Here is a 22,859-nt window from a genome sequence, read left to right as displayed (position 1 = left end):
AAACGCCCGGTTACATTCCGAACCCGGAAGCTAAGCCTCACAGCGCCGATGGTACTGCAGGGGGGACCCTGTGGGAGAGTAGGACGCCGCCGAACTAATTGTAGAGAAAACCCCCTTGCCATTCGGCAAGGGGGTTTTCTGCGTTCGGGGTCATTTCCGGGGGCCTCTTGAAACAAGAGGCCCCCTTTTTTGTGTCCGCTTACAGTCGCCCCGCTGCCTTCAGCGCCAGATAAGCGTCCGCGAGAGCAGGTGCAAGGTCGTCCGGTGTCGCGTCGACGACTGTGACACCGTGGCGCTGGAGTTGTTCAGCCGTGCGATGGCGTTCGGTCTGAGCCTGGGCCGCGGCGGCCGCCTCGTACACCGCCTCGGTGTTTCCCCGAGACTTTGCCATGCGGGCGATGTGCGGATCGGCCACCGATGCCACCAGGACCGTATGGCGCTGAGTGAGGAGAGGGAGTACGGGGAGCAGGCCCTCCTCGATGGGGGCTGCGTCGAGGCTGGTCAGCAGCACAATCAGGGAGCGGCGTGGGGCCGTACGGAGGGCCGTGGCGGTGAGGCCACGGGCGTCCGTCTCGACGAGTGCCGGTTCGAGGGTCGCCATCGCGTTGACCAGGGAGGGGAGGACGTCGCCTGCAGCGCGGCCCTGGACGAGGGCGCGTACTCGGCGGTCGTACGCGAGGAGGTTCACGCGGTCGCCGGCCCGGGAGGCCAGGGCCCCGAGGAGCAGGGCCGCGTCCATGGAGGCGTCGAGGCGTGGGGCGTCGCCCACGCGGCCCGCCGAGGTGCGGCCCGTGTCGAGGACCAGAAGGATGTGGCGGTCGCGTTCGGGGCGCCAGGTGCGTACGGCGACTGTGGTCTGGCGGGCCGTGGCGCGCCAGTCGATGGAGCGGGTGTCGTCGCCGGGGACGTACTCGCGAAGGCTGTCGAATTCTGTGCCCTCGCCACGGGTCAGGACGCTGGTGCGGCCGTCGAGCTCGCGGAGTCGTGCCAGCTTGGAGGGCAGGTGCTTGCGGCTGGTGAAGGGCGGGAGGACTCGTACCGTCCAGGGCACTTTGTGGCTGCCCTGGCGGGCGAAGAGGCCGAGGGGGCCGTACGAGCGGATGGTCACGCGGTCTGCCTGGCGGTCGCCTCGGCGGGTGGGGCGCAGGCGGGTCGTGAGGCGTCGACGTTCGCCGGCGGGGACCGTCAGGCGGTGGCGCGAGGCGGCCACTTCGGTGCCGGGTTCCCAGCTGCTCGGAGGCCAGGCGTCGCGGAGGCGGGCGCGCAGGGGGCGGCCGGACGGGTTCGTGACGGTCAGGGTGACGTCGGCGGCTTCGCCGAGGCGCACTGAGGTGTCGCCGGAGCGGGTCAGGCCGAGGCGGCGTACGGGAGCCGCCAGGGCGGCGTCGCACGCGCAGGCCAGGGCCAGAGGCGCGTTCACGGCGAGGATGCCCGTCCAGCTCGGCTCCCAGATACCGACAGGGAGTGTGCCGAGGGCTGCCAGGAGGGCGGCGCGTCCGGTGAGTGCCATCAGCGGGGGACGGGGACGTGGGCGAGGATCGCGTTGACGACGGAGTCGGCCGTCACGCCCTCCATCTCCGCCTCGGGGCGGAGCTGGATGCGGTGGCGGAGTGTGGGGAGGGCCAAGGCCTTTACGTCGTCGGGGATGACGTAGTCGCGACCCGTCAGCCAGGCCCAGGCGCGGGCCGTGGCGAGGAGCGCCGTTGCACCACGGGGTGACACGCCGAGGGTGAGGGACGGCGATTCGCGGGTGGCTCGGCAGATGTCGACCACGTAGCCGGTGATCTCGGGGGAGACCGCCGTTTTGGCGACCGCCGCGCGGGCCGCTTCGAGGTCGGCGGGGCCCGCCACGGGGCGTACGCCGGCGGCGCGCAGATCGCGCGGGTTGAAGCCTTCGGCGTGGCGGGTGAGGACGTTGATCTCGTCCTGGCGGGAAGGGAGAGGGATCGTCAGTTTGAGGAGGAAGCGGTCCAGTTGGGCTTCGGGGAGTGGATACGTTCCCTCGTACTCGACCGGGTTCTGGGTCGCGGCGACGAGGAACGGCTCGGGGAGGGGGCGCGGGGTGCCGTCGACCGTGACCTGGCGCTCCTCCATCGCTTCGAGCAGGGACGACTGCGTCTTGGGCGGGGTGCGGTTGATCTCGTCGGCGAGGAGCAGGTTGGTGAAGACCGGGCCGGGCTGGAAGGAGAACTCGGCGGTGCGGGCGTCGTAGACGAGGGAGCCGGTGACGTCGCTGGGCATCAGGTCCGGAGTGAACTGGACTCGCTTGGTGTCGAGTTCCAGCGCGGATGCGAGGGCTCGGACGAGCAACGTTTTGGCGACTCCGGGGACTCCTTCAAGTAGAACGTGTCCGCGGCAGAGGAGGGCGACGACGAGGCCGGTCACGGCGGGGTCCTGGCCGACCACGGCTTTGGCGATCTCGGCGCGCAGGGCTTCCAGGGAGGAGCGGGCGGTGCCCGGATCCCCGGCGTACCCGGCGTTGTCAGTGGTCGGGTCCATCATGAACGGCGTACCTCTCTTTCGAGGGCGTCGAGTTGGTCGGCGAGGGAGACGAGGGCCGCGTCGTCGCGGGGCGGCGGCCCGAAGAGGAGGGTGTGCAGGGCCTGGCCGTCGCCTTGGAGGTGGGCGGACAGGGCGGGGAGCAAGGCCTCGGGCGCGTGCGCCTGGGCGAGGGGTACGCCGACGAGGGGGGCGAGGCGGGTGCGGGTGGTGGAGCGCAGAGCTGTCGCTGCACGGTCGCGGGCGTTGGCCTTGCGGTAGAGGCGGGCGCGGCCTTCGACGGTTTCGGAGGCGCGGATCGCCACGGGGAGTCGTTCGGGTACGAGGGGGCCGAGTCGGCGTGCCCGCCACAGGGCGACCAGGGCTGCCGCGATGAAGAGCTGCAGGGTGCCCCAGAGCCAGCCCGAGGGGAGCAGATCGAAGAAGGTTTCGTCGCCCGCGTCGGTGGCCGAGGTGTCGGAGAGCGAGGGGAGGTACCAGACCAAGTGGGAGCGGTAACCGAGCAGTTGGAGGGCGAGCGAGGCGTTGCCCTGCTCGTCGAGGCGGTCGTTGTAGAGGATGTCGGGGGCGCCGAGTACGACGGTGTCGCCGCTCCCGGAGGTCGCCGGGATGCGCAGGAGCGTGGGCAGGCCGGCGCTGGGGTAGCAGGCGTTGGCTTCGAGGACGGTAGTGGTGTAGCGGACGCCGCCCGTGTCGGCGCTGCCCGCTCGCCGGGCAGCAGGCAGAGTGCAGTCGGGGGAGAGCGTCGAGTCGAAGCTGACCGCGGGGTCGGCGGTGACCCCGGGAGCGAGGGTGGCGAGCGAGGGCGACTCGGGGGAGATCAGGATCGTACGGCCGTCGGAGTGCTCGGTCGCCGTACGGAGGAGTGTCTGCTGACGTTTGGTCAGCAGGTTGGGGGCGGCGATCAGGAGAGTGGTGTCGGAGCCGGCTGCGGCGCGGGCCTCGTCCAGGGTGGTGACCACGCGCGTGGAGACGCCCCGGTCGGCGAGGAGTTCGGCGACGGCGCGGCTGCCGTAGGGGTCTGCGGAGCGCGGGTCGAGGCGGCCGTGCTGGGTGTCCGAGCGGACCGTGGCGATCGCGATGGCGGCCACCAGAAGGATGACGAGGGCGAGGACGACTCCGCGGGCGCGGGTCCACACCTGGCGGGCGGTGGGCGAGGCCGAGGTGGACGTCGGGGTGGCCCCGGTCAGGGTCGTCATGAGGTGGTCCCCTGGCGGGCGCTGTGTGCCGTGTTCTGGGCGCTGCTCGCGAGGACGGGTTTGGTGCGCTCCAGGTCGCGGTCGAGCTCGGTGAGGCGGTGGTACGCGCGCGAGTCGGCGGCCCGTCCGCCGTATGTGACGTCGTCGAAGTTCCGGGCTGCGGCGCGCAGTCGGTCCGTGTGGGAGGGCAGGGTGCGGCTTGCTTCCGCGGCTGCCTCGTCCGCTGTGCGGCCGGGGCGGGGATCGAGCAGGGCGCGCTCCTCCAGGGAGCGGACGATGGCGCGCATGCGTTCCTGGACGGCCTGGTTCCAGTGGCCCTGGGCGGCGTGTGCCTCGGCGGCCGCGCGGTGTTCGGCGGCGCTCTTGGGGCGGTCGTCGAAGAGCGCGGCGGACGAGGTGGGAGTGCGGCGGGGGGTGCCCAGGCGCCACCACAGGGCGACGACGACCGCCACCACGGCCAAGACGATGACGACAAGGCCCAGCGCTCCGCCGGGCGTTGCGGCGGAGGCGGCGCTGAACAGTTTGTCGACCCAGTCCCAGAAGGCGTTCAGGGCGCGCTGGACCAGGCCGGGGTCGTTCTCGTGGTACATCCGCTTGGACAGCTCGCGCTTGGCCGCCTCCCGCGCCGGGTCGCGCGGGATCGTCACCGGTGGTTCGTCGCCGCGCGGCAGCGCGAGGACGGCTGTGGCGCCGGTGTGCGGCAGTGCCAGGACCGCCGTGAGAACTCCCCCCGCCGGGCTCACCGCATCAGCTCCCCGGAGTGGTGCCGGGGCCGTTGGAACCGTAGTCCTGGACGCCGGCTGCGCGGGCCAGGTCGAGGTCGAGGGCCTCGCGGCGGATGCGCTGGTCGATGTAGAGGAGCACGGTGACGCCCGCGGTGATCGGGAAGGTGAGCATGGATCCGATCACCGAGCCGACGCCGCTGACGATCAGGAACGTCCAACCGAGGTTGCCGCTGCCGCTGTTGAGGAAGCCGCTGACGCCGTCGCCGCTGAGGGCCGCGGCGAGGAAGGCGAAGGGGATCACGACGATCGACGCCACGATGTTGGCGATGATCGTGGCGAGCAGCTGAATGCCGAAGACCCGCCACCAGGAGCCGCGCACGAGCTTGGCGGAGCGGCTCATCGACTTCAGGATGCCCTGCTTCTCCAGCATCAGGGCGGGAGAGGCGAGGGAGAAGCGGATCATCAGCCAGAGGGCGACGACGCCCGCGGCGAGTCCGCCGAGGACGGCGAGTGTGACGCCCGCATCGCCCGCACCGGCCAGTGCGGCGAGTACGCCCGGCAGAGTTCCGACGGCGACGGCCCCGACGGCGATGAGCGGCAGCAGGAAGGTCAGGCCGAACAGCTTGGGCAGTTGAGGGCGGGCATCCCGCCAGGCCTCGGCCGTGGTCACCGACTTGCCGAGCACCGCGCGGCTGGTCACGGTCGTGAGCAGGGCCGTCGCGACGATGGTGCCGAGCAGGGTGATGAGCAGGACGACGCCGGAGCTCAGCATGACGTCGCCCAGGGCGCGGCTCAGCTCGCCGACGGTGGCGCTCGGGTCGTTGAGAGCGTCCGTACTGGCGCTGTCGTCCAGGACGAAGCCCTGGAGCAGGATGACGGCGATCTCCGTGACGACCGCGACGGCCAGCGAGATGCCGAGGACGGTGCGCCAGTAGGTGCGCATCGTGGAGACGGCGCCGTCGAGGATCTCACCGACGCCGAGCGGGCGGAGCGGGATCACGCCGGGCTTGGCGGCGGGCGGCGGGCCGCCCCAGTTGCCGCCCCAGCCGCCGGGACCTCCGGGGCCGCCGTATCCGCGACCGGGGCCTCCCCAGCCGCCGTAGCCGCCTCCCTGGCCTCCGGGGCCGCCCGGGCCGGGTGGAGGTGGTGGCGGGGCCTGGCCGGGGCCCTGCGGGCTGGGAGCGGACCACTGGCCGGGCGGGGGCTGCTCCTTGGACCACTTCGAGGGCTGCTCCGGCTGGTCCGTGCCGCCCTGGTCCGAGGGCTGCTCCGTGGGCTGCGCGGCGCCGGAGACGTCCGGCTCCTGCCCGTCGGAGGGGGCGGATCCGGGCGAGGCCCAGCCCGGAGTGTCTTTCATCGTCGCTCCTTCACGGTGCCCGTCCGCGGTCGCGGCGGCAGGTTGGCAGCCATCGTGCCACGGTGTGCCCGGCAAGGGGCCGGGAGCCGTATGGGCTGCGCACCTTCAATTGTCCGCCCGGTACGGGGCAGACTGGGCGGATGGCTGATCAGTACGCGCAATCCCGCGAGGACAGCGGGCAGATGGAGATACCCGCGATCCGCTGGGACGAGCCACCCGAAGGCCCCGTACTGGTGCTTCTCGACCAGACGAGGCTGCCGGCCGAGGAAGTTGAGCTTGTGTGCACCGACGCGCCCGCGCTGGTGGAGGCGATCCGTACGCTCGCTGTGCGCGGGGCGCCGCTGCTCGGCATCGCAGGGGCGTACGGCGTCGCGCTCGCCGCCGCGCGCGGCTTCGACGTGGATGAGGCCGCCCGCTCGCTGGCCGATGCCCGGCCCACCGCGGTGAATCTCTCTGTCGGCGTACGCAGGGCACAGACGGCATACCAGGCCGCGCTGTCCGGCGGTGGCGATCAGGAGCAGGCCGCCGGGGCGGCGCTCGCCGCCGCGCGGGCGCTGCACAGGGAGGACGCCGAGGCCAGCGCACGGATGGCCCGGCACGGGCTGGCGCTGCTCGATGAGCTGTTGCCGGGCGGTGGGCACCGGGTCCTGACGCACTGCAACACCGGGGCGCTGGTGTCGGGCGGGGAAGGCACGGCGTTCGCCGTGGCGCTCGCGGCGCATCGGGCGGGGCAGCTGCGGCGGCTGTGGGTGGACGAAACGCGTCCGTTGCTGCAAGGTGCTCGCCTGACGGCGTACGAAGCGGCGCGCCACGGGATGGCGTACACCTTGCTCACGGACAACGCGGCGGGCTCACTGTTCGCGGCGGGGGAGGTGGACGCGGTGCTGATCGGGGCCGATCGGATCGCGGCCGACGGTTCGGTGGCGAACAAGGTGGGGAGCTATCCGCTCGCGGTGCTGGCCCGGTACCACCATGTGCCGTTCATCGTGGTGGCGCCGGTGACGACTGTGGATCCGGACACCCCGGACGGAGCGTCCATCGAGGTCGAGCAGCGTGCAGGTCATGAAGTGACCGAGGTCACAGCACCCCAGGTGCCGGTGGCGGGAGCGGAAGCGGGAGGCGGGATACCGGTGGCACCTCTGGGGACCCAGGCGTACAACCCGGCATTCGACGTGACGCCGCCCGAGTTGGTGACGGCAATCGTCACCGAGGAGGGCGCCGTGTCGCCTGTGACGGCTGAGGCGCTTGCGGAGCTGTGTGGCAGGTCACGCCAGGTAACGATTTAGTTAATGGGATGATGTCGTTTATGAAGGGACGAGTCCTTGTCGTCGATGACGACACCGCACTGGCCGAGATGCTCGGCATCGTGTTGCGTGGTGAAGGTTTTGAGCCGTCTTTCGTAGCCGACGGCGACAAGGCGCTGGCCGCTTTCCGTGAGACCAAGCCCGATCTGGTGCTCCTGGACCTGATGCTGCCCGGCCGGGACGGTATCGAGGTGTGCCGCCTGATCAGGGCGGAGTCCGGGGTGCCGATCGTGATGCTCACAGCGAAGAGCGACACCGTCGATGTCGTCGTCGGCCTCGAGTCGGGCGCCGACGACTACATCGTGAAGCCGTTCAAGCCAAAGGAGCTGGTGGCGCGGATCAGGGCGCGGCTGCGCCGTTCGGAGGAGCCGGCGCCCGAGCAGCTGGCCATTGGCGACCTCGTCATCGACGTGGCCGGTCACTCTGTGAAGCGGGAGGGGCAGTCGATAGCGCTGACGCCGCTGGAGTTCGACCTGCTGGTGGCGCTGGCCCGCAAGCCGTGGCAGGTGTTCACGCGTGAGGTCCTGCTGGAGCAGGTGTGGGGGTACCGGCACGCGGCGGACACCCGTCTGGTCAACGTCCATGTCCAGCGGCTGCGCTCCAAGGTCGAGAAGGACCCGGAGCGGCCGGAGATCGTGGTGACCGTCCGTGGCGTCGGTTACAAGGCAGGACCGAGCTGACATGTCCCGGGACAGTGCCGCTTCGGCGCCCGGTGAGTCGGGGGTCCGTTCGGGGCGGCCTGTCGGCCGGAAGGTGACGGGCTCCCGCTGGGGACGGTTCATGGAGGGCGGGCTGCTGCAGGGCGGGGTCCAGGGCAGCCCGATCCTTCGGCTGTTCATGCGCTGGGTGCGCCGTCCGCTGCTGCCCGTGATGCGGCTGTGGCGGCGCAACATCCAGCTCAAGATCGTCGTGACGACGTTGCTGATGTCGCTGGGCGTCGTGTTGCTGCTCGGCTTCGTGGTGATCGGGCAGGTGCGCAACGGACTGCTGGACGCCAAGGTGAAGGCATCGCAGAGCCAGGCCGTGGGCGGCTTCTCGGTGGCCAAGCAAAAGGCGGACGCCGCCGCGACGGCGAACGGCGACGACGGTTCGACCGCGGACGGCCGCTCGTCCAGGAACGTCAGCCAGTGGATGAGCGACCTCGTGGTGTCCCTCTCCAGCGGCGGACAGGGCGCCTTCGACGTGGTGACACTCAGCTCTACCGCGGCTGGCAACGGTGGCGCCGGGCTGGGGCCGCGCTACTCGGGCAACGTCGATCCGACCGTGAGCGTGCCGGAGGATCTGCGCGCACGTGTCGACCGCAGCACGCTGGCAGCCCAGAGCTATACCCGTGTCGTCTACAAGGACGATAAGGATTCGCAGCCGGCGCTGGTCATCGGCAAGCAGGTCAACGACCCCAACGGAGACCCGTACCAGCTCTACTACCTCTTCCCGCTGACGCAGGAGGAGAAGTCGCTGAGCCTGGTCAAGGGGACGCTGGCCACGGCCGGACTGTTTGTCGTGGTGCTGCTGGGGGCCATCGCGTGGCTCGTGGTGCGCCAGGTCGTCACGCCGGTGCGGATGGCGGCGGGAATCGCTGAGCGGCTCTCCGCCGGGCGCCTCCAGGAACGTATGAAGGTGACCGGCGAGGACGACATCGCGCGGCTCGGTGAGGCCTTCAACAAGATGGCGCAGAACCTGCAGCTGAAGATCCAGCAGCTGGAGGACCTGTCGCGGATGCAGCGGCGGTTCGTGTCCGACGTCTCGCACGAGCTGCGTACGCCGTTGACGACCGTCCGGATGGCGGCCGACGTCATCCATGACGCGCGCGTGGACTTCGACCCGGTGACCGCGCGGTCGGCCGAGCTGCTCGCCGACCAGTTGGACCGGTTCGAGTCGCTGCTCTCGGACCTGCTGGAGATCAGCCGGTTCGACGCGGGCGCGGCCGCCCTGGAGGCCGAGCCGATAGACATGCGCGAGGTCGTACGGAAGGTCGTCAGTGGGGCCGAGCCGCTCGCCGAGCGCAAGGGCACGCACATACGCGTCGTCGGCGATCAGCAACCGGTGGTCGCCGAGGCTGATGCCCGGCGGGTGGAACGGGTGCTGCGCAACCTCGTCGTCAACGCCGTGGAGCATGGCGAGGGCAAGGACGTGGTGGTCAAGCTCGCCGCAGCAGGCGGGGCGGTCGCGGTCGCGGTGCGTGACTACGGCGTGGGGCTCAAGCCCGGCGAGGCGACCCGGGTGTTCAGCCGCTTCTGGCGGGCCGACCCGGCACGCGCGCGCACCACCGGGGGTACGGGGCTCGGGCTCTCCATCGCCCTGGAGGACGCGCGGTTGCATGGCGGCTGGCTGCAGGCGTGGGGTGAGCCGGGCGGCGGTTCGCAGTTCCGGCTGACGCTGCCGCGGACGGCGGACGAGCCGCTGCGCGGCTCGCCGATACCGCTGGAGCCCAAGGACTCCCGGCGAAATCGTGGACTTAATGACGCCGGTCTGCCGCTCGGCGGCAGCGGCAAGCTCGCCACGGTGCCGGTGCAGCAGCCCGTGGGCGGCAATGTGCCGTCGATGCCGCCGCGGGCGCCCATCGTGCCGCGACTGGCCGGGGTGTCGCCCACGGCCGACCCGACGGCGCTGCCGGGCAACGGCGCGCGCGTGGTGCCGCGGCCCACCGGGGCCGCACGACGGCCGGACGAGACACCTGCCGCGGGCGGGGAGCTTACGGTGGAGGAGCGCGGGCCCGACGGCGGGGAGCCGGAGGAGCTCGGACAAGGGGAGGCATTTCGTGGGCGCTGACCGCGAAGGGCGCGGCGGCCGTGGGCGTCCGGTGCGTGTGGGGGTGTACGTCGGCTGCTGTGCGCTGCTGCTGGCGGGGTGCGCCTCGATGCCCGACAGCGGGGGGCTGAGCGGGGTCGAGTCGACGCCGAGGCAGGACTCGCAGGTCCGCGTGTTCGCCATGCCGCCGCGTGATGACGCCGCCCCTGCGGAGATTGTGCAGGGTTTCCTGGAGGCGCTGACGAGTGATGACCCGCGGTACGAGACGGCGCGCAAGTACCTGACGGAGAGTGCCCGCAAGGCGTGGGATCCGTACCGGTCCACGACCGTCCTCGCGGACGCGCCTGACCCCGAGTCGGTGCCCGCCGGGACCAGAGAAGGCTCCGACGACGATTCCTTGTACAGGCTGAGCGGCAGCAAGGTCGCCACGGTCGACTCGCAGCATGCGTACGCGCCGGACTCCGGCTCGTACACCAGGACGGTGCATCTCACACAGCTGAAGGACAGCAAGCAGTGGCGCATCGACGGGCTGCCGCAGGGCGTTGTGATGGGCAAGTCCGACTTCCAACGCAACTACGTGTCTGTCAACAAGTACTACTACGCGTCGAACGTGACCTCCAGGACGGGCGGACCGCTGGGAACCGTTGCCGATCCGGTCTATGTGCGTGAGCAGGTGGACCCGATGACGCAGATGGTCCGCGCGCTTCTGAAGGGCCCCACGCGTTGGCTGGACCCGGTGGTGACGTCGAGTTTTCCCTCGGGGACGGAGCTGAAGAAGGGCATCAAGTCGTTGTCGCCCGACGACCGGAACAGGGTCACGGTGCCGCTGAACAGGAAGGCGGACCACGTCGGCCGGGCCCAGTGCGCCAAGATGGCGGCCCAACTCCTCTTCACCTTCCAGGACCTGACGCCCACAGGTGTGGTCGAGGTGGAGTTGCAGAAGTCGGACGGTTCGCAACTGTGCGTGCTCACCGAGGGCCAGGCCGAGGGGATCGCCTCGCACGGTACGGGGCACCATGCCGACTACCAGTACTTCATCGACGGCAAGCAGCGGCTCGTGCGGATGCCCAGTGGCGGCAGCGACAAGAAGTCCGAGCCAGTGCCCGGTGCGCTGGGTGAGGGCGAGAAGAAGCTGAGGGCGGCCGCGGTGTCGCGGGACGAGAGCAGCGCGGCCGGGGTGTCGGCCGACGGTACGTCGCTGTACGTCGGGTCGCTGGTGTCGGGCGGCTCGCTCGGCGAAGCGGTGCTGCACAGCCAGGGCAAGACGGCGGACGACCGGCTGACGACGCCCAGCTGGGACGGGCAGGGCGACCTGTGGGTGGCTGACCGCGACCCGAAGAAACCCCGGCTGCTTCTGCTGCAGCAAGGCGCGGGCGATCCGCTGGTGGTCGAGACGCCGAGCCTCGACGGGCGCGTCGAGGCCGTGCGGGTGGCCGCCGACGGGGTGCGGATCGCGCTGATCGTCGAGAAGGACGGCAAGAGCTCGCTGCAGATCGGGCGCATCGACCGCGAGACCGAGTCCGGAGAGCGATCCGTCGTGTCGATCCTCGAACTGCGCTCCGTAGCACCTCAGCTGGAGGAGGTCACGGCCATGTCGTGGGCCGGGGACAGCCGGCTCGTGGTGGTCGGACGCGAGCAGGGCGGTGTGCAGCAGATGCGCTACGTCCAGGTCGACGGCTCCACTCCGGTGGGCACTGCGCCTTCCGCGCTGACGGGCGTCAAGGAGATCGCCGCGTCCGAGGACGAGCAGCTGCCACTGGTGGCGCACTCGGAAGAGGACGGGATCGTGCGGCTGTCGTCCGGGGAGCAGTGGCAGAAGGTGGTCAAGGACGGGGCCGCGCCGGTCTATCCCGGGTAGGTCTGCTCGTCTTGTCCCGGGCGGGCCTGCTCGTTTACCTGGGCAGGCCTCCATAAGGGTGACGGCCGTGTGACGGACGTGCGGGTTATCCACAGGTAGTTATCCACAGGGGTGGCCGGTCGGTCCGTGGGTTGGCACAGTGGTGGGCATGCGGGGGTGGTGGCAGGACCTCACCGATCTGGTGCTGCCGGCCGAGTGCGGAGGCTGCGGGAGGCCTCGCACGGTGCTCTGCCCTGAGTGCCGTGCCGCCCTGAGTGGGGCCGCACCGTGCCGGGTGCGACCGGTGCCGGAACCGACTGGGCTGCCTGTGGTGCACGCGGCCGCTCCCTACGAGGACGAGGTGCGGGCCGCGCTGCTCGCCCACAAGGAGCGGGGCGCGCTGGCGCTCGCGGCGCCTCTCGGAGTGGCCCTGGCGGGGGCTGTGCGGGCGGGGCTGGGGTACGTACGACGTCCTGGTCCGGACGGGCGGCTCATGGCTCCGGAGGGGCGGCTGAGGCTCGGGATGGGGCAACGGTGGGGCGAGGGCGGTCGGCCGGGGGCCGGTAGTGGGCAGCCACGGCTTCCGGGCGAGCGGCCGGGGGCTGTCGGCGGAATCGGCCGAGGACCAGTGCTGCTGGTTCCCGTGCCGTCGTCGCGGCGGGCGGTGCGGGCGCGGGGGCATGACCCGGCGCGGCGGATCGCGCTCGCGGCGGCGGGCGAGCTGCGGCGTACGGGGATGCCGACCCGGGTGCTGAGCGTGTTGCGGCAGCGGCGCGCCGTGGCCGACCAGTCGGGGCTCAATTCCCGGCAGCGGCTGGACAATCTCACAGGCGCCCTCGAGGTGGCCACCGGGAGTGCCCGGCTGCTGGCGGACGGCGGCCGGGTCGTGCTCGTGGACGACCTGATGACGACGGGTGCCTCGTTGACCGAGGCGGGGCGGGCCGTGCGGGCCGCGAAGACAAGGGCAGAGGGGGTGGAGCTGACAGAAGTGGTCCCTCGATGGGCGGGTACGGACGAAGTTGTGGACACAGACTGCGACATGATCTGCGCGGCTGTGGTCGCAGCGTCGCCAGACTCTTTCGAAATAAACCGGAACTGACTGAGAACTTGCATCGTTGCAGGTAATGAGAGGGTCAATTCACCTGAACGGAGGTACGCCGCAGTAGAGGGTGACGACATCCGTCCGGGCGAGATATGTTCAGTTGTGAGGCAATGGCGCAGGCCGTACCTTGCAAATCCGAATGCTGTGCTGCGGGTTTTCCGCAATCACCCGCATCGGTGGGGTGGAGATCTTGTCCATGGGGGAGGAGGAGGTGAAAGTCACCGAGTCCGAGGTTCCGGGACACACCGGAGCCTGGTGCAAAAGGGAGATGCTCCGCCAGTGGAGCGGAGCTATCCGGGAACGGAGTTCTGCGTGGACATCGTCGTCAAGGGCCGCAAGACCGAGGTGCCCGAGCGGTTCCGCAAGCACGTGGCCGAGAAGCTGAAGCTGGAGAAGATCCAGAAGCTCGATGGCAAGGTGATCAGCCTCGACGTCGAGGTGTCCAAGGAGCCCAACCCCCGACAGGCCGACCGTTGTGACCGAGTGGAGATCACGCTCCGCTCCCGCGGTCCGGTGATCCGGGCGGAAGCAGCGGCAAGTGATCCGTATGCAGCACTCGACCTGGCCGCGGACAAACTCGAAGCCCGGCTGCGCAAGCAGCACGACAAGCGCTATACCCGCCGTGGCAACGGCAGGCTCTCGGCCGCCGAGGTCGCCGACCACGTCCCGGGTGCCGCGACGCTGAACGGCAACGGGAGCGTCGTCCGCGACGAGGAACCCGACAGCGTGCCGACCAAGAAGATCGGCTCCCTCGAGGTCATGGGCGAAGGCCCCCTCGTCGTCCGCGAGAAGACCCACGTGGCTGCCCCGATGACGCTCGACCAGGCGCTCTACGAGATGGAGCTGGTCGGGCACGACTTCTATCTGTTCGTCGACTCCGAGACGAAGGAACCCAGTGTCGTCTACCGGCGGCACGCGTACGACTACGGCGTCATCCACCTCAGCACGGACCCGATGGTCGCCCAGGCCGCAGCGGATGCGCCGGGCGGTGCGCTCGGCGGCTGACCCTCCCCGGTGACGGCTTAGCCGGTGCCCCTGGGGGCGCGTGTGCGCCCCCAGGGGCACCGGTGTGCGACCACTTCGCGCCCCGCTCTGTCACCGCACTGTCGTCCAGGCATGGAATCATGGCCGCACCGGCTCCAACCGGTGGGCCGTTGCCTTGGGTTGGCGATGGCACAGGAATACAGGCCACGGCCTTCAGGGGGAGGAACGATGGCGGACAGCTTCGGACCGATGCGTGACGAGGATGCCGACGACGGCGTCGTCGGCATGGGCCCGGACGCGGGCTCTCCAGGCAAGGAGCCCATCAGGGTCCTTGTCGTGGACGATCACGCCCTCTTCCGCCGCGGTCTGGAGATCGTGCTCGCGGCCGAGGAGGACATCCAGGTCGTCGGAGAGGCGGGTGACGGGGCGGAGGCGGTCGACAAGGCAGCCGATCTGCTGCCCGACATCGTGCTGATGGACGTACGCATGCCGAAGCGGGGCGGCATCGAGGCGTGCACCTCCATCAAGGAGGTGGCCCCCAGCGCGAAGATCATCATGCTGACGATCAGCGACGAGGAGGCCGACCTCTACGACGCGATCAAGGCGGGGGCGACCGGATATCTCCTCAAGGAGATCTCCACGGACGAAGTGGCCACGGCCATTCGCGCGGTGGCCGACGGGCAGTCGCAGATCAGCCCCTCGATGGCGTCGAAACTCCTCACCGAGTTCAAGTCGATGATCCAGCGGACGGACGAGCGCCGGCTGGTGCCCGCACCGCGGCTCACCGATCGCGAGCTCGAGGTCCTCAAGCTCGTCGCCACGGGGATGAACAACCGGGATATCGCCAAGGAGTTGTTCATCTCCGAGAACACGGTGAAGAACCATGTGCGCAACATCCTGGAGAAGCTGCAGCTGCACTCCAGGATGGAGGCCGTGGTGTACGCGATGCGGGAGAAGATCCTCGAGATCCGCTAGTCGCTCGGTTTACCTGGCCCGTGGTCACGCGAGTTGCGTGGCCCTTGGTCACGCGAGCGCCCGAGCCAGTTCCGCGGTGAGCGGGGCGCGCAGTTCCGGAGCGTCCACCCGTTCCACGCGTACGTCCGTGCAGTCCACCCAGCTTGCCGCCTCGAGCAAGGCCTGGGCCACGGCCGGGACCGCCTTCGCGCCGTCCAGGGTGACCTGTTTGGCGACCAGTGTGCTCCCCTCGCGGGCGGGGTCCACGCGGCCGACGAGATGGCCGCCGGCCAGGACCGGCATCGCGAAATAGCCGTAGATCCGCTTCGGCTTGGGCGTGTACGCCTCCAGGCGGTGAGTGAAGCCGAAGATCCGCTCCGTGCGCGCCCGTTCCCAGATCAGGGAGTCGAAGGGGGACAGGAGTGTGGTGCGGTGGCGGCCTCGCGGTGGTGTTTCCAGCGCTGCCGGGTCGGCCCATGCCGGCTTGCCCCAGCCTTCGACCGTCACCGGGACCAGACCCGATTCCGCGATCACCGCGTCGACCTGCTCGCCCTTGACGCGGTGGTAGTCGGCGATGTCCGCGCGGGTGCCGACGCCGAGGGACTGGCCCGCGAGACGGACGAGGCGGCGCAGGCACTCCGTGTCGTCCAGCTCGTCGTGGAGCAGTGCGGCGGGGATGGCGCGCTCGGCGAGGTCGTACACCCGCTTCCAGCCGCGGCGCTCCGTGCACACCACTTCGCCGTACATCAGCGCGCGCTCGACGGCGACCTTGGTGCCCGACCAGTCCCACCACTCGCTGGTCTTCTTCGCGCCGCCCAACTCCGTGGCGGTGAGGGGGCCTTCGGCGCGGAGCTGTTTGATGACCTGGTCGTAGGTGCCGTCCGGCAGGGGGTGGTTCCAGTGCGGGCGGGCTCTGTAGGCGCGGCGGCGGAAGGCGAAGTGGGGCCACTCCTCCACGGGGAGGATGCAGGCCGCGTGGGACCAGTACTCGAAGGCGTGGGGCGCTCCGTCGGAACTTGGCGTCCAGTACGCCTGATCGACCGTTTTGCGGCCTACGGCGCCGAGGCGGGCGTACGGGATGAGTTCGTGGGAGCGGGCGAGGACGGAGATGGTGTCGAGTTGGACCGCGCCCAGGTGTCGCAGGACTCCGCGGACGCCGGACTTGCGCTCCGGGGCGCCCAGGAAGCCCTGGGCCCGGAGGGCTATGCGGCGGGCTTCGGCGGCGGAGAGGTCGGTGGTGGGACGCGGCAGGCTCGTCATGCCCACACGGTAGGCGGTGCCACTGACAATGGGGGCCGGCCTGGGGATTGGGGGCCGCACCGGGGTGCGCGCTCGCTTCTGGGTGCCCACCCTCCCCCAAGTTCTCGACTTCGCTTGAACAGGGGACCCCCATCGCCCCTAGCGGTACGCATGCCCACAGCTACGTCGGCTGAGTGCCCACAGCTGCGTCTGCTGAGGGTGGGTTGTCGCCGCTCGCGGTGCGCATGCCCGTAGTTAGGGCAGTTGTGAAGCTGTCGGTAGATACGGGGCTGTCGAGGGCAGGGACAGGTCCGAGGGGAGGAGGGAGCCCACCCAGCAGTCTCGGCGTACTCCCTTGTTGTTGATGGCGGAGCGAAGGGTGCCTTCGAGGGTGAAACCGGCTCGTTCGGCGACCGCGCGGGAGTTGGTGTTGCCGACCTCGGCGCGCCATTCGACGCGGTCGATGGACAGGTCCGTGAAGGCCCAGCGGGAGGCGGCGAGGGCGGCTTCGGTGACGTAGCCGTTGCCGCGGTGTTCCTTCGTCGCCCAGAAGCCGATCTCGCCGACACCGAGGGAGCGCATGGTGATGCCGAGCATGCCCACCAGCTCCCCGGAGGGGAGGAAGACGCCGAAGGTGAACATGGAGCCGTCCGCCCAGCCGTCGGGCACCATCTGATGCGTGAAGCTCGTCGCGTGGTCGCGGAGATACGGCGAGGGGATCGTGGTCCAGCGCTGGATGTCAGGGTCCTGGACGGCGTCGTACACGGCGTCGGTATCGTCCGGGCCGACGGCGCGCAGGACGAGACGATCGGTGGTCAGGGTGACGGGGTCCATCGGCCGATTCTGCTCGGGCTACCGGAAGGGCGCCATTCGTTTGCTGTGGGTGAGAGCGTCGTTACTTTTTGCGACGCGGACGCGGCACCTTCCGCAACCCCTGTCCGTTGTCCTAGTGGCTGTCACTGGCAGACCTCCCGGCGCGGTGTGGTCCTCGCTTACGATGGCCGTTGCTCAAGCTGTGATTTGTAACTGTCATTGAAACCGACCGTCCCAGGCCCGACCGGCAAGGAGACAAACCCCCGTGTCCGTCCTCTCGAAGATCATGCGTGCAGGCGAAGGCAAGATCCTGCGCAAGCTGCACCGCATCGCGGACCAGGTCAACTCCATCGAAGAGGACTTCGTCGACCTCTCCGACGCCGAGCTGCGGGCCCTCACCGATGAGTACAAGCAGCGGTACGCCGACGGCGAAAGCCTCGACGACCTGCTGCCCGAGGCGTTCGCGACCGTCCGTGAGGCGGCCAAGCGCGTGCTGGGCCAGCGTCACTACGACGTGCAGATGATGGGGGGCGCCGCCCTGCACCTCGGCTATGTCGCCGAGATGAAGACCGGTGAGGGCAAGACGCTCGTCGGCACCCTGCCCGCGTATCTGAACGCCCTCTCCGGAGACGGCGTTCACCTCATCACGGTCAACGACTACCTGGCCGAGCGCGACTCCGAAATGATGGGTCGCGTCCACAAGTTCCTCGGGCTGAACGTCGGCTGCATCCTCGCCAACATGACGCCGGCCCAGCGCCGCGAGCAGTACGCGTGCGACATCACGTACGGCACGAACAACGAGTTCGGCTTCGACTACCTGCGCGACAACATGGCGTGGTCGCAGGACGAACTGGTGCAGCGCGGCCACAACTTCGCGATCGTCGACGAGGTCGACTCCATCCTCGTCGACGAGGCCCGTACGCCGCTGATCATCTCCGGCCCGGCCGACCAGGCCACCAAGTGGTACGGCGACTTCGCCAAGCTGGTCACCCGCCTGAAGAAGGGCGAGGCAGGCAACCCCCTCAAGGGCATCGAGGAGACCGGGGACTACGAGGTCGACGAGAAGAAGCGCACCGTCGCCATCCACGAGTCCGGCGTCTCCAAGGTCGAGGACTGGCTGGGCATCGACAACCTCTACGAGTCGGTCAACACGCCGCTCGTCGGGTACCTGAACAACGCCATCAAGGCCAAGGAACTCTTCAAGAAGGACAAGGACTACGTCGTCATCGACGGCGAAGTCATGATCGTCGACGAGCACACCGGCCGTATCCTCGCCGGCCGCCGCTACAACGAGGGCATGCACCAGGCGATCGAGGCGAAGGAAGGGGTCGACATCAAGGACGAGAACCAGACCCTCGCCACGATCACCCTGCAGAACTTCTTCCGCCTCTACGGCAAGCTCTCCGGCATGACCGGTACGGCGATGACCGAGGCCGCCGAGTTCCACCAGATCTACAAGCTCGGTGTCGTCCCGATCCCGACCAACAAGCCGATGGTCCGCAAGGACCAGTCGGACCTGATCTACCGCACCGAGGTAGCCAAGTTCGACGCGGTGGTCGACGACATCGCCGAGAAGCACGAGAAGGGCCAGCCGATCCTCGTCGGTACGACGTCGGTCGAGAAGTCCGAATACCTGTCGCAGCAGCTCTCCAAGCGCGGTATTCAGCACGAAGTGCTGAACGCCAAGCAGCACGACCGGGAGGCGACGATCGTGGCCCAGGCCGGCCGCAAGGGCGCCGTGACCGTGGCCACGAACATGGCCGGCCGTGGTACGGACATCAAGCTCGGCGGCAACCCCGACGACCTCGCCGAGGCGGAGCTGCGCCAGCGCGGCCTCGACCCCGAGGAGCACATCGAGGAGTGGGCCGCCGCGCTGCCCGCCGCCCTGGAGAGGGCCGAAAAGGCGGTCAAGGCGGAGTTCGAGGAGGTCAGGGAGCTCGGCGGGCTCTACGTCCTCGGCACTGAGCGGCACGAGTCGCGTCGTATCGACAACCAGCTGCGCGGTCGTTCCGGCCGTCAGGGCGACCCGGGTGAGTCCCGCTTCTACCTGTCGCTGGGCGACGACCTGATGAGGCTCTTCAAGGCGCAGATGGTCGAGCGCGTGATGTCGATGGCGAACGTCCCCGACGACGTGCCGATCGAGAACAAGATGGTCACGCGCGCGATCGCGTCCGCCCAGTCGCAGGTCGAGCAGCAGAACTTCGAGACCCGTAAGAACGTCCTGAAGTACGACGAGGTCCTCAACCGGCAGCGCGAGGTCATCTACGGAGAGCGCCGCCGCGTCCTGGAGGGCGAGGACCTGCAGGAGCAGATCCACCACTTCATGGACGACACGATCGACGCCTATATCGAGGCCGAGACCGCCGAGGGCTTCGCTGAGGAGTGGGACCTGGACCGGCTGTGGGGCGCCTTCAAGCAGCTCTACCCGGTGAAGGTCACCATCGACGAGCTGGAGGAGGCGGCCGGTGACCGTGCCGGTCTGACCGCCGAGTTCATCTCCGAGTCCATCAAGGACGACATCCACGAGCAGTACGAGGCCCGTGAGGCGCAGCTCGGCTCCGAGATCATGCGGGAGCTGGAGCGCCGGGTCGTGCTGTCGGTCCTGGACCGCAAGTGGCGCGAGCACCTCTACGAGATGGACTACCTCCAGGAGGGCATCGGCCTGCGCGCCATGGCGCAGAAGGACCCGCTGGTCGAGTACCAGCGCGAGGGCTTCGACATGTTCTCCGCCATGATGGACGGCATCAAGGAGGAGTCGGTCGGCTACCTGTTCAACCTGGAGGTCCAGGTCGAGCAGCAGGTCGAGGAAGTCCCGGTCGAGGACGCCGCGCCCTCCCTCGACAAGGCGGACGTCGTCCCCGCGGGTGCGCGTCCGGAGATCCGCGCCAAGGGGCTCGACGCCCCACGGCGTCCCGACCGGCTGCACTTCTCCGCGCCGAAGGTGGACGGCGAGGGCGACATCGTCGAGGGCGACTTCGTCGATGGCGACGAGCCCGTGCGCTCCGAGGCGGACGGCCTCACGCGCGCGGAGCGCCGCAAGCAGCAGAAGGGCGCGCGTCGCCGCAAGAAGTGACGGGCGCCGCGCGCGAGCAGTAACGCGCAGGTCGGGCCGGGCACCTTTGGGTGCCCGGCCCTTTGCGTTACGCCGGGGCCGGGGGCTCAGTCGTCGTCCGCGCGGGGCATGCGGGGCCCGCCCAGCTCGACCGCCGTGCAGCGCCAGCGGAGATCGGGGCCCTGCTCCAGGCGGAAGGCCATGGCGCGGAGCTGGTCGCCCGCGCCGATGCGGGCGAAGACCTCGATCGCACCGGGGCGCGGCACGTAGTAGCCGATGTCGCGGACGACGGGGCGGGTGCCGCGGGCGCGCAGGGGACCGCGTTCGGCGAGCCAGGCCAGTTCGTCGTAGGCGCGGCCCGCGGTGTGGCGCAGCATGCAGTGGACGGGGCGCTGGCCGCTCAGTACGGCGAGCAGGCGGTCGGCGAAGAGGTCGGTGGGGCGGGGTTGGAGAACGGGCCCGCAGGGGGCTTCAGCGGAGACGGTGAGGGGCCGGGCTCCCCCGCTGCCTCGGGCCGGCAAGGGTGAGAGGGCGATGTCGCCCGGCGCCGGGCGCAGCGGGCTGCGGGTGGGCGTCGTCCGAGCGGCGCTTTCGGGCAGCGCCCCTGACGGGCGGCCTCCGCCCGGTACCGCCTGTGGGCGGTCTCCGCCCGGTACTGCCTGTGGGCGGTCTCCGCCCGGTACTGCCTGTGGGCGACCGCCGCCCGGTACTGCCTGTGGGCGACCGCCACCCGGTACCGCCTGTAGGCGACCGCCACCCGGTACTGCCGGTGGGCGACCGCCGCCCGGTGCCGCCGACGGGCGACCTCCCCTCGGCGCCGTCAGAGGGCGGCCTTCACCCGGTGCCCGCTGTGGGCGGCCTGCACCCGGTGCCGCCTGCGGACGGCCTGCACCCGGTGCCGCCGACGGGCGACCTCCACTCGTCGTCGGCGGGCGGCTTTGCGGCGGCGTCGTCCGTGGGAGTGCGGTGGCTGAAGTCGTGGACGGGAGGGATTCTGTCCGTGTCGCGGGGCGGGATGCGCCTTCTCCGGGTGGGGTCGACGGTGGGCTGCCGTCCGGTGTCCTGCGGGGTGCGCCGGCTCCCGGGGTGCGGGGTGGTGTGCTGCCCGGGCGGCGGGTGTCCTGGCGGCCGGGTGGGCGGGTGCCCGGGTGGCGCTTGGTCCTGGTCATCACCTTGTTCATGCGTGGTCCCCGCTCGCTGGGGCCCGGTTGATACCGGGCGGTAACTTTGGCGTTGGGGATCTTGTACGAGGCGGGAGCGGGCCTCCGCAAGGACACGGGACGCGCGCCGGAGCGGCCGGGAGGTTCACCTATCAGGGTGGCCGGGAGGTGCGGCGGCCTTGGTGGGAGCGGGGTGCACCGGGTGAATTCGTGGCCCGGGGTGGACGCCGCGGAGGGTGCGGCCGGGGACTCGAAAGGGGACGCCCGCACGTATCCTGAAGGCCCTCCGGGGAGGCGCGGGACCGCCCTCCCAGGAGCCCTCCGACTACGAAAATCGGAGCCTTCCGACTACGAAAGCGGCCAGCCATGCGCGTCTACGTCCCCCTGACCCTCTCCGGTCTCGCCGAGGCGTACAAGACGGGGGAGCTGGAGGCGGGACCGTTCGTCGCGTACGCCGTCACGCCCGCGCTGCGTGAGTGGTACCTCTCCGACGACATCGAGGAGCTCGAGTACGCGGCGCTGAACCGTGCCGCGCTGGCCTCGCTGCGGCTGCTCGCGGTCGATCCGGGGGCGGTGCGGCGGCGGGTCGTCGTCGCGGTCGACGTACCCGACCGGGCCGCGGCCGCTGATCCCGACCGGGGGCTCGACCCGGCCGCCCTCGGTGAGGTGCGGGTCTCCCAGGCCGTGCTCCTGGCCAAGGCGGCCGCCGTGCACGTCGACTCGGCCGACGCCGAGGCGGATGTCGCCGCGGCGGCGGAGGCACTGGGTGCGGCGGACGTCGGGGACGACGACGCGCAGTTCATCGTCGACGGGGCCGAGGACCACGAGCTGCTGTGGTTCGCCACACAGGAGATTCCCAACCTGGTGGGGTTGGGGGACTGAGCGCTTGCCGCACCGATCCCGGGGCGTGGCTGAGCTTGGGGTGGGTCGCGCAGCCCGGCGCGGTACGGGTGCCGCTGTGCCCACCGTCCCTCAAGTTCTCGGCTTCGCTCGAGCAGGGGGATTCCCTTCGCCCCTAGCGGCACACATGCCCACAGGTGTGTACGCCCGCGGGGCTTTGTCAGTGGCGGCGGGTACGTTCTTGTCATGGGGAAGAACAGAGCTGCGCACATTGTGTGGGACTGGAACGGCACGCTGTTCCACGACAATGCGGCGATCATCGGGGCGACGAACGCGGCGTTCGCCGAGCTGGGGCTGGAGCCGATCACGCTGGAGCGGTACAGGGCGTTGTACTGCGTGCCGGTGCCGAAGTTCTATGAGCGGCTGATGGGGCGGCTGCCTACGGATGCCGAGTGGCAGGTCATGGACGAGACCTTCCATCGGTACTACGCGGAGCACCGGATAGCGTGCGAGCTCACCGAGGGTGTGCCGACGCTGCTCGCCGAGTGGGTGTCGGTGGGGCGCAGCCAGTCGATCCTCAGCATGTACGGGCATGACGAACTGGTCCCGTTGGTACGGGGGTTCGGGATCGAGTCGCACTTCATACGGGTCGAGGGGCGGACCGGGCCGTCCGGTGGCAGCAAGGCCGAGCACATGGTGCGGCACGTGGGTGCGCTCGCCGGTGTGGAGCCGTCCCGTGTGGTGGTGATCGGCGACGCGGCCGACGACGCGGTTGCCGCGCGGCACGTGGGGGCGCGGGCGGTTCTCTACACCGGGGGTTCCCACGGCCGCGCCAGCCTGGAGGAGGTGGGCGTGCCCGTGGTGGACAGCCTGGCGGAGGCGGTCGAGGAGGCCGAGCGGCTGGCGGCCTGACCAGGGCCCCGTCGCCAGGGGCCCCCTGACCAGGGGGTCCTGACCAGGGGGCCCTGACCAAGGGGACAGCCGCCGCTCGGGTGGTTCAGTTCGGCTCAGCTCGGCTCGGCCTGTTCAGCTGGGTCCGGGTGGTC

At 70.2% G+C, this 22,859-nt stretch carries 18 protein-coding genes and 1 rRNA gene; 11 read left to right on the top strand and 8 right to left on the bottom strand.

Annotated features, from left to right (window positions below; translation table 11 throughout):
• Positions 1-95, top strand: a 5S ribosomal RNA gene (gene rrf, locus ACFY0T_RS17295); the annotation flags it as partial.
• Positions 96-199: 104 nt separating this feature from the next.
• Here rrf and ACFY0T_RS17290 read toward each other — a convergent pair.
• The 5 genes from ACFY0T_RS17290 to ACFY0T_RS17270 are packed head-to-tail and all read right to left on the bottom strand — an operon-like array spanning position 200 to position 5,780.
• Positions 200-1,510: a DUF58 domain-containing protein gene (locus tag ACFY0T_RS17290; RefSeq protein ID WP_388870485.1), complete on the bottom strand. Its 1,311-nt coding sequence runs from the start codon at positions 1,508-1,510 to the stop codon at positions 200-202.
• Entirely contained in the window at positions 1,510-2,499 is a 990-nt protein-coding gene (locus ACFY0T_RS17285; RefSeq protein ID WP_388870542.1) for an AAA family ATPase, read from the bottom strand. The genes ACFY0T_RS17290 and ACFY0T_RS17285 overlap by 1 nt, the downstream gene beginning before the upstream one ends.
• Positions 2,499-3,698, bottom strand: coding sequence for a DUF4350 domain-containing protein (locus ACFY0T_RS17280; RefSeq protein WP_388870482.1), 1,200 nt, complete (start codon positions 3,696-3,698; stop codon positions 2,499-2,501). The genes ACFY0T_RS17285 and ACFY0T_RS17280 overlap by 1 nt, the downstream gene beginning before the upstream one ends.
• Positions 3,695-4,441 carry a DUF4129 domain-containing protein gene (locus ACFY0T_RS17275; RefSeq protein ID WP_388870479.1) on the bottom strand — a complete coding sequence of 249 codons (747 nt, stop codon included), beginning with the start codon at positions 4,439-4,441 and terminating at the stop codon, positions 3,695-3,697. The genes ACFY0T_RS17280 and ACFY0T_RS17275 overlap by 4 nt, the downstream gene beginning before the upstream one ends.
• A 4-nt stretch (positions 4,442-4,445) precedes the next feature.
• The gene (locus ACFY0T_RS17270) at positions 4,446-5,780 is read right to left on the bottom strand and encodes a glycerophosphoryl diester phosphodiesterase membrane domain-containing protein (RefSeq protein WP_388870476.1); all 1,335 of its coding nucleotides are present in this window, start codon (positions 5,778-5,780) and stop codon (positions 4,446-4,448) included.
• A gap of 140 nt (positions 5,781-5,920) precedes the next feature.
• Here ACFY0T_RS17270 and mtnA point away from each other — a divergent pair, with 140 nt between their 5' ends.
• From mtnA to ACFY0T_RS17235, 7 genes are all read left to right on the top strand, one after another.
• On the top strand, positions 5,921-7,066 hold the full coding sequence (gene mtnA / locus ACFY0T_RS17265; RefSeq protein ID WP_388870473.1) for an S-methyl-5-thioribose-1-phosphate isomerase: 1,146 nt from the start codon (positions 5,921-5,923) through the stop codon (positions 7,064-7,066).
• Positions 7,067-7,074: 8 nt separating this feature from the next.
• The gene (gene mtrA, locus ACFY0T_RS17260) at positions 7,075-7,764 is read left to right on the top strand and encodes a two-component system response regulator MtrA (RefSeq protein WP_150136091.1); all 690 of its coding nucleotides are present in this window, start codon (positions 7,075-7,077) and stop codon (positions 7,762-7,764) included.
• A 1-nt stretch (position 7,765) separates the two neighbouring features.
• The gene (mtrB, locus tag ACFY0T_RS17255; RefSeq protein WP_388870470.1) at positions 7,766-9,853 is read left to right on the top strand and encodes an MtrAB system histidine kinase MtrB; all 2,088 of its coding nucleotides are present in this window, start codon (positions 7,766-7,768) and stop codon (positions 9,851-9,853) included.
• Complete coding sequence (locus ACFY0T_RS17250) at positions 9,843-11,690, top strand: LpqB family beta-propeller domain-containing protein (protein WP_388870467.1); 1,848 nt, start codon at positions 9,843-9,845, stop codon at positions 11,688-11,690. The genes mtrB and ACFY0T_RS17250 overlap by 11 nt, the downstream gene beginning before the upstream one ends.
• Before the next feature lie 148 nt (positions 11,691-11,838).
• The gene (locus tag ACFY0T_RS17245; RefSeq protein WP_388870465.1) at positions 11,839-12,768 is read left to right on the top strand and encodes a ComF family protein; all 930 of its coding nucleotides are present in this window, start codon (positions 11,839-11,841) and stop codon (positions 12,766-12,768) included.
• Between the two features lie 315 nt (positions 12,769-13,083).
• Positions 13,084-13,776: a ribosome hibernation-promoting factor, HPF/YfiA family gene (gene hpf, locus ACFY0T_RS17240; RefSeq protein ID WP_388870463.1), complete on the top strand. Its 693-nt coding sequence runs from the start codon at positions 13,084-13,086 to the stop codon at positions 13,774-13,776.
• Between the two features lie 207 nt (positions 13,777-13,983).
• Entirely contained in the window at positions 13,984-14,730 is a 747-nt protein-coding gene (locus ACFY0T_RS17235; RefSeq protein WP_107015873.1) for a response regulator transcription factor, read from the top strand.
• Between the two features lie 48 nt (positions 14,731-14,778).
• Here ACFY0T_RS17235 and ACFY0T_RS17230 read toward each other — a convergent pair whose 3' ends face one another.
• The gene (locus ACFY0T_RS17230) at positions 14,779-15,969 is read right to left on the bottom strand and encodes a winged helix-turn-helix domain-containing protein (protein WP_388870460.1); all 1,191 of its coding nucleotides are present in this window, start codon (positions 15,967-15,969) and stop codon (positions 14,779-14,781) included.
• Between the two features lie 234 nt (positions 15,970-16,203).
• Positions 16,204-16,782 carry a GNAT family N-acetyltransferase gene (locus ACFY0T_RS17225; protein WP_388870458.1) on the bottom strand — a complete coding sequence of 193 codons (579 nt, stop codon included), beginning with the start codon at positions 16,780-16,782 and terminating at the stop codon, positions 16,204-16,206.
• A gap of 244 nt (positions 16,783-17,026) precedes the next feature.
• On the opposite strand from ACFY0T_RS17225, the gene secA reads away from it, so the two are divergent.
• The gene (gene secA / locus ACFY0T_RS17220) at positions 17,027-19,834 is read left to right on the top strand and encodes a preprotein translocase subunit SecA (protein WP_388870455.1); all 2,808 of its coding nucleotides are present in this window, start codon (positions 17,027-17,029) and stop codon (positions 19,832-19,834) included.
• A gap of 86 nt (positions 19,835-19,920) precedes the next feature.
• On the opposite strand, the gene ACFY0T_RS17215 is transcribed toward secA, so the two are convergent.
• Complete coding sequence (locus ACFY0T_RS17215; RefSeq protein WP_388870452.1) at positions 19,921-20,334, bottom strand: Rv3235 family protein; 414 nt, start codon at positions 20,332-20,334, stop codon at positions 19,921-19,923.
• Positions 20,335-21,339: 1,005 nt separating this feature from the next.
• On the opposite strand from ACFY0T_RS17215, the gene ACFY0T_RS17210 reads away from it, so the two are divergent.
• Both ACFY0T_RS17210 and ACFY0T_RS17205 read left to right on the top strand, forming a co-directional pair.
• A complete protein-coding gene (locus tag ACFY0T_RS17210) occupies positions 21,340-21,855 on the top strand; it encodes a DUF6912 family protein (protein WP_388870449.1) in 516 nt (171 codons plus the stop codon).
• Positions 21,856-22,059: 204 nt separating this feature from the next.
• Entirely contained in the window at positions 22,060-22,725 is a 666-nt protein-coding gene (locus ACFY0T_RS17205) for an HAD family hydrolase (protein ID WP_388870447.1), read from the top strand.
• Positions 22,726-22,859 lie beyond the last annotated feature (134 nt).

The sequence above is a fragment of the Streptomyces sp. NPDC001530 genome (assembly GCF_042894545.1).
Taxonomy (GTDB): Bacteria; Actinomycetota; Actinomycetes; order Streptomycetales; family Streptomycetaceae; genus Streptomyces.
This window is presented reverse-complemented; position numbering and strand designations above follow the sequence as displayed.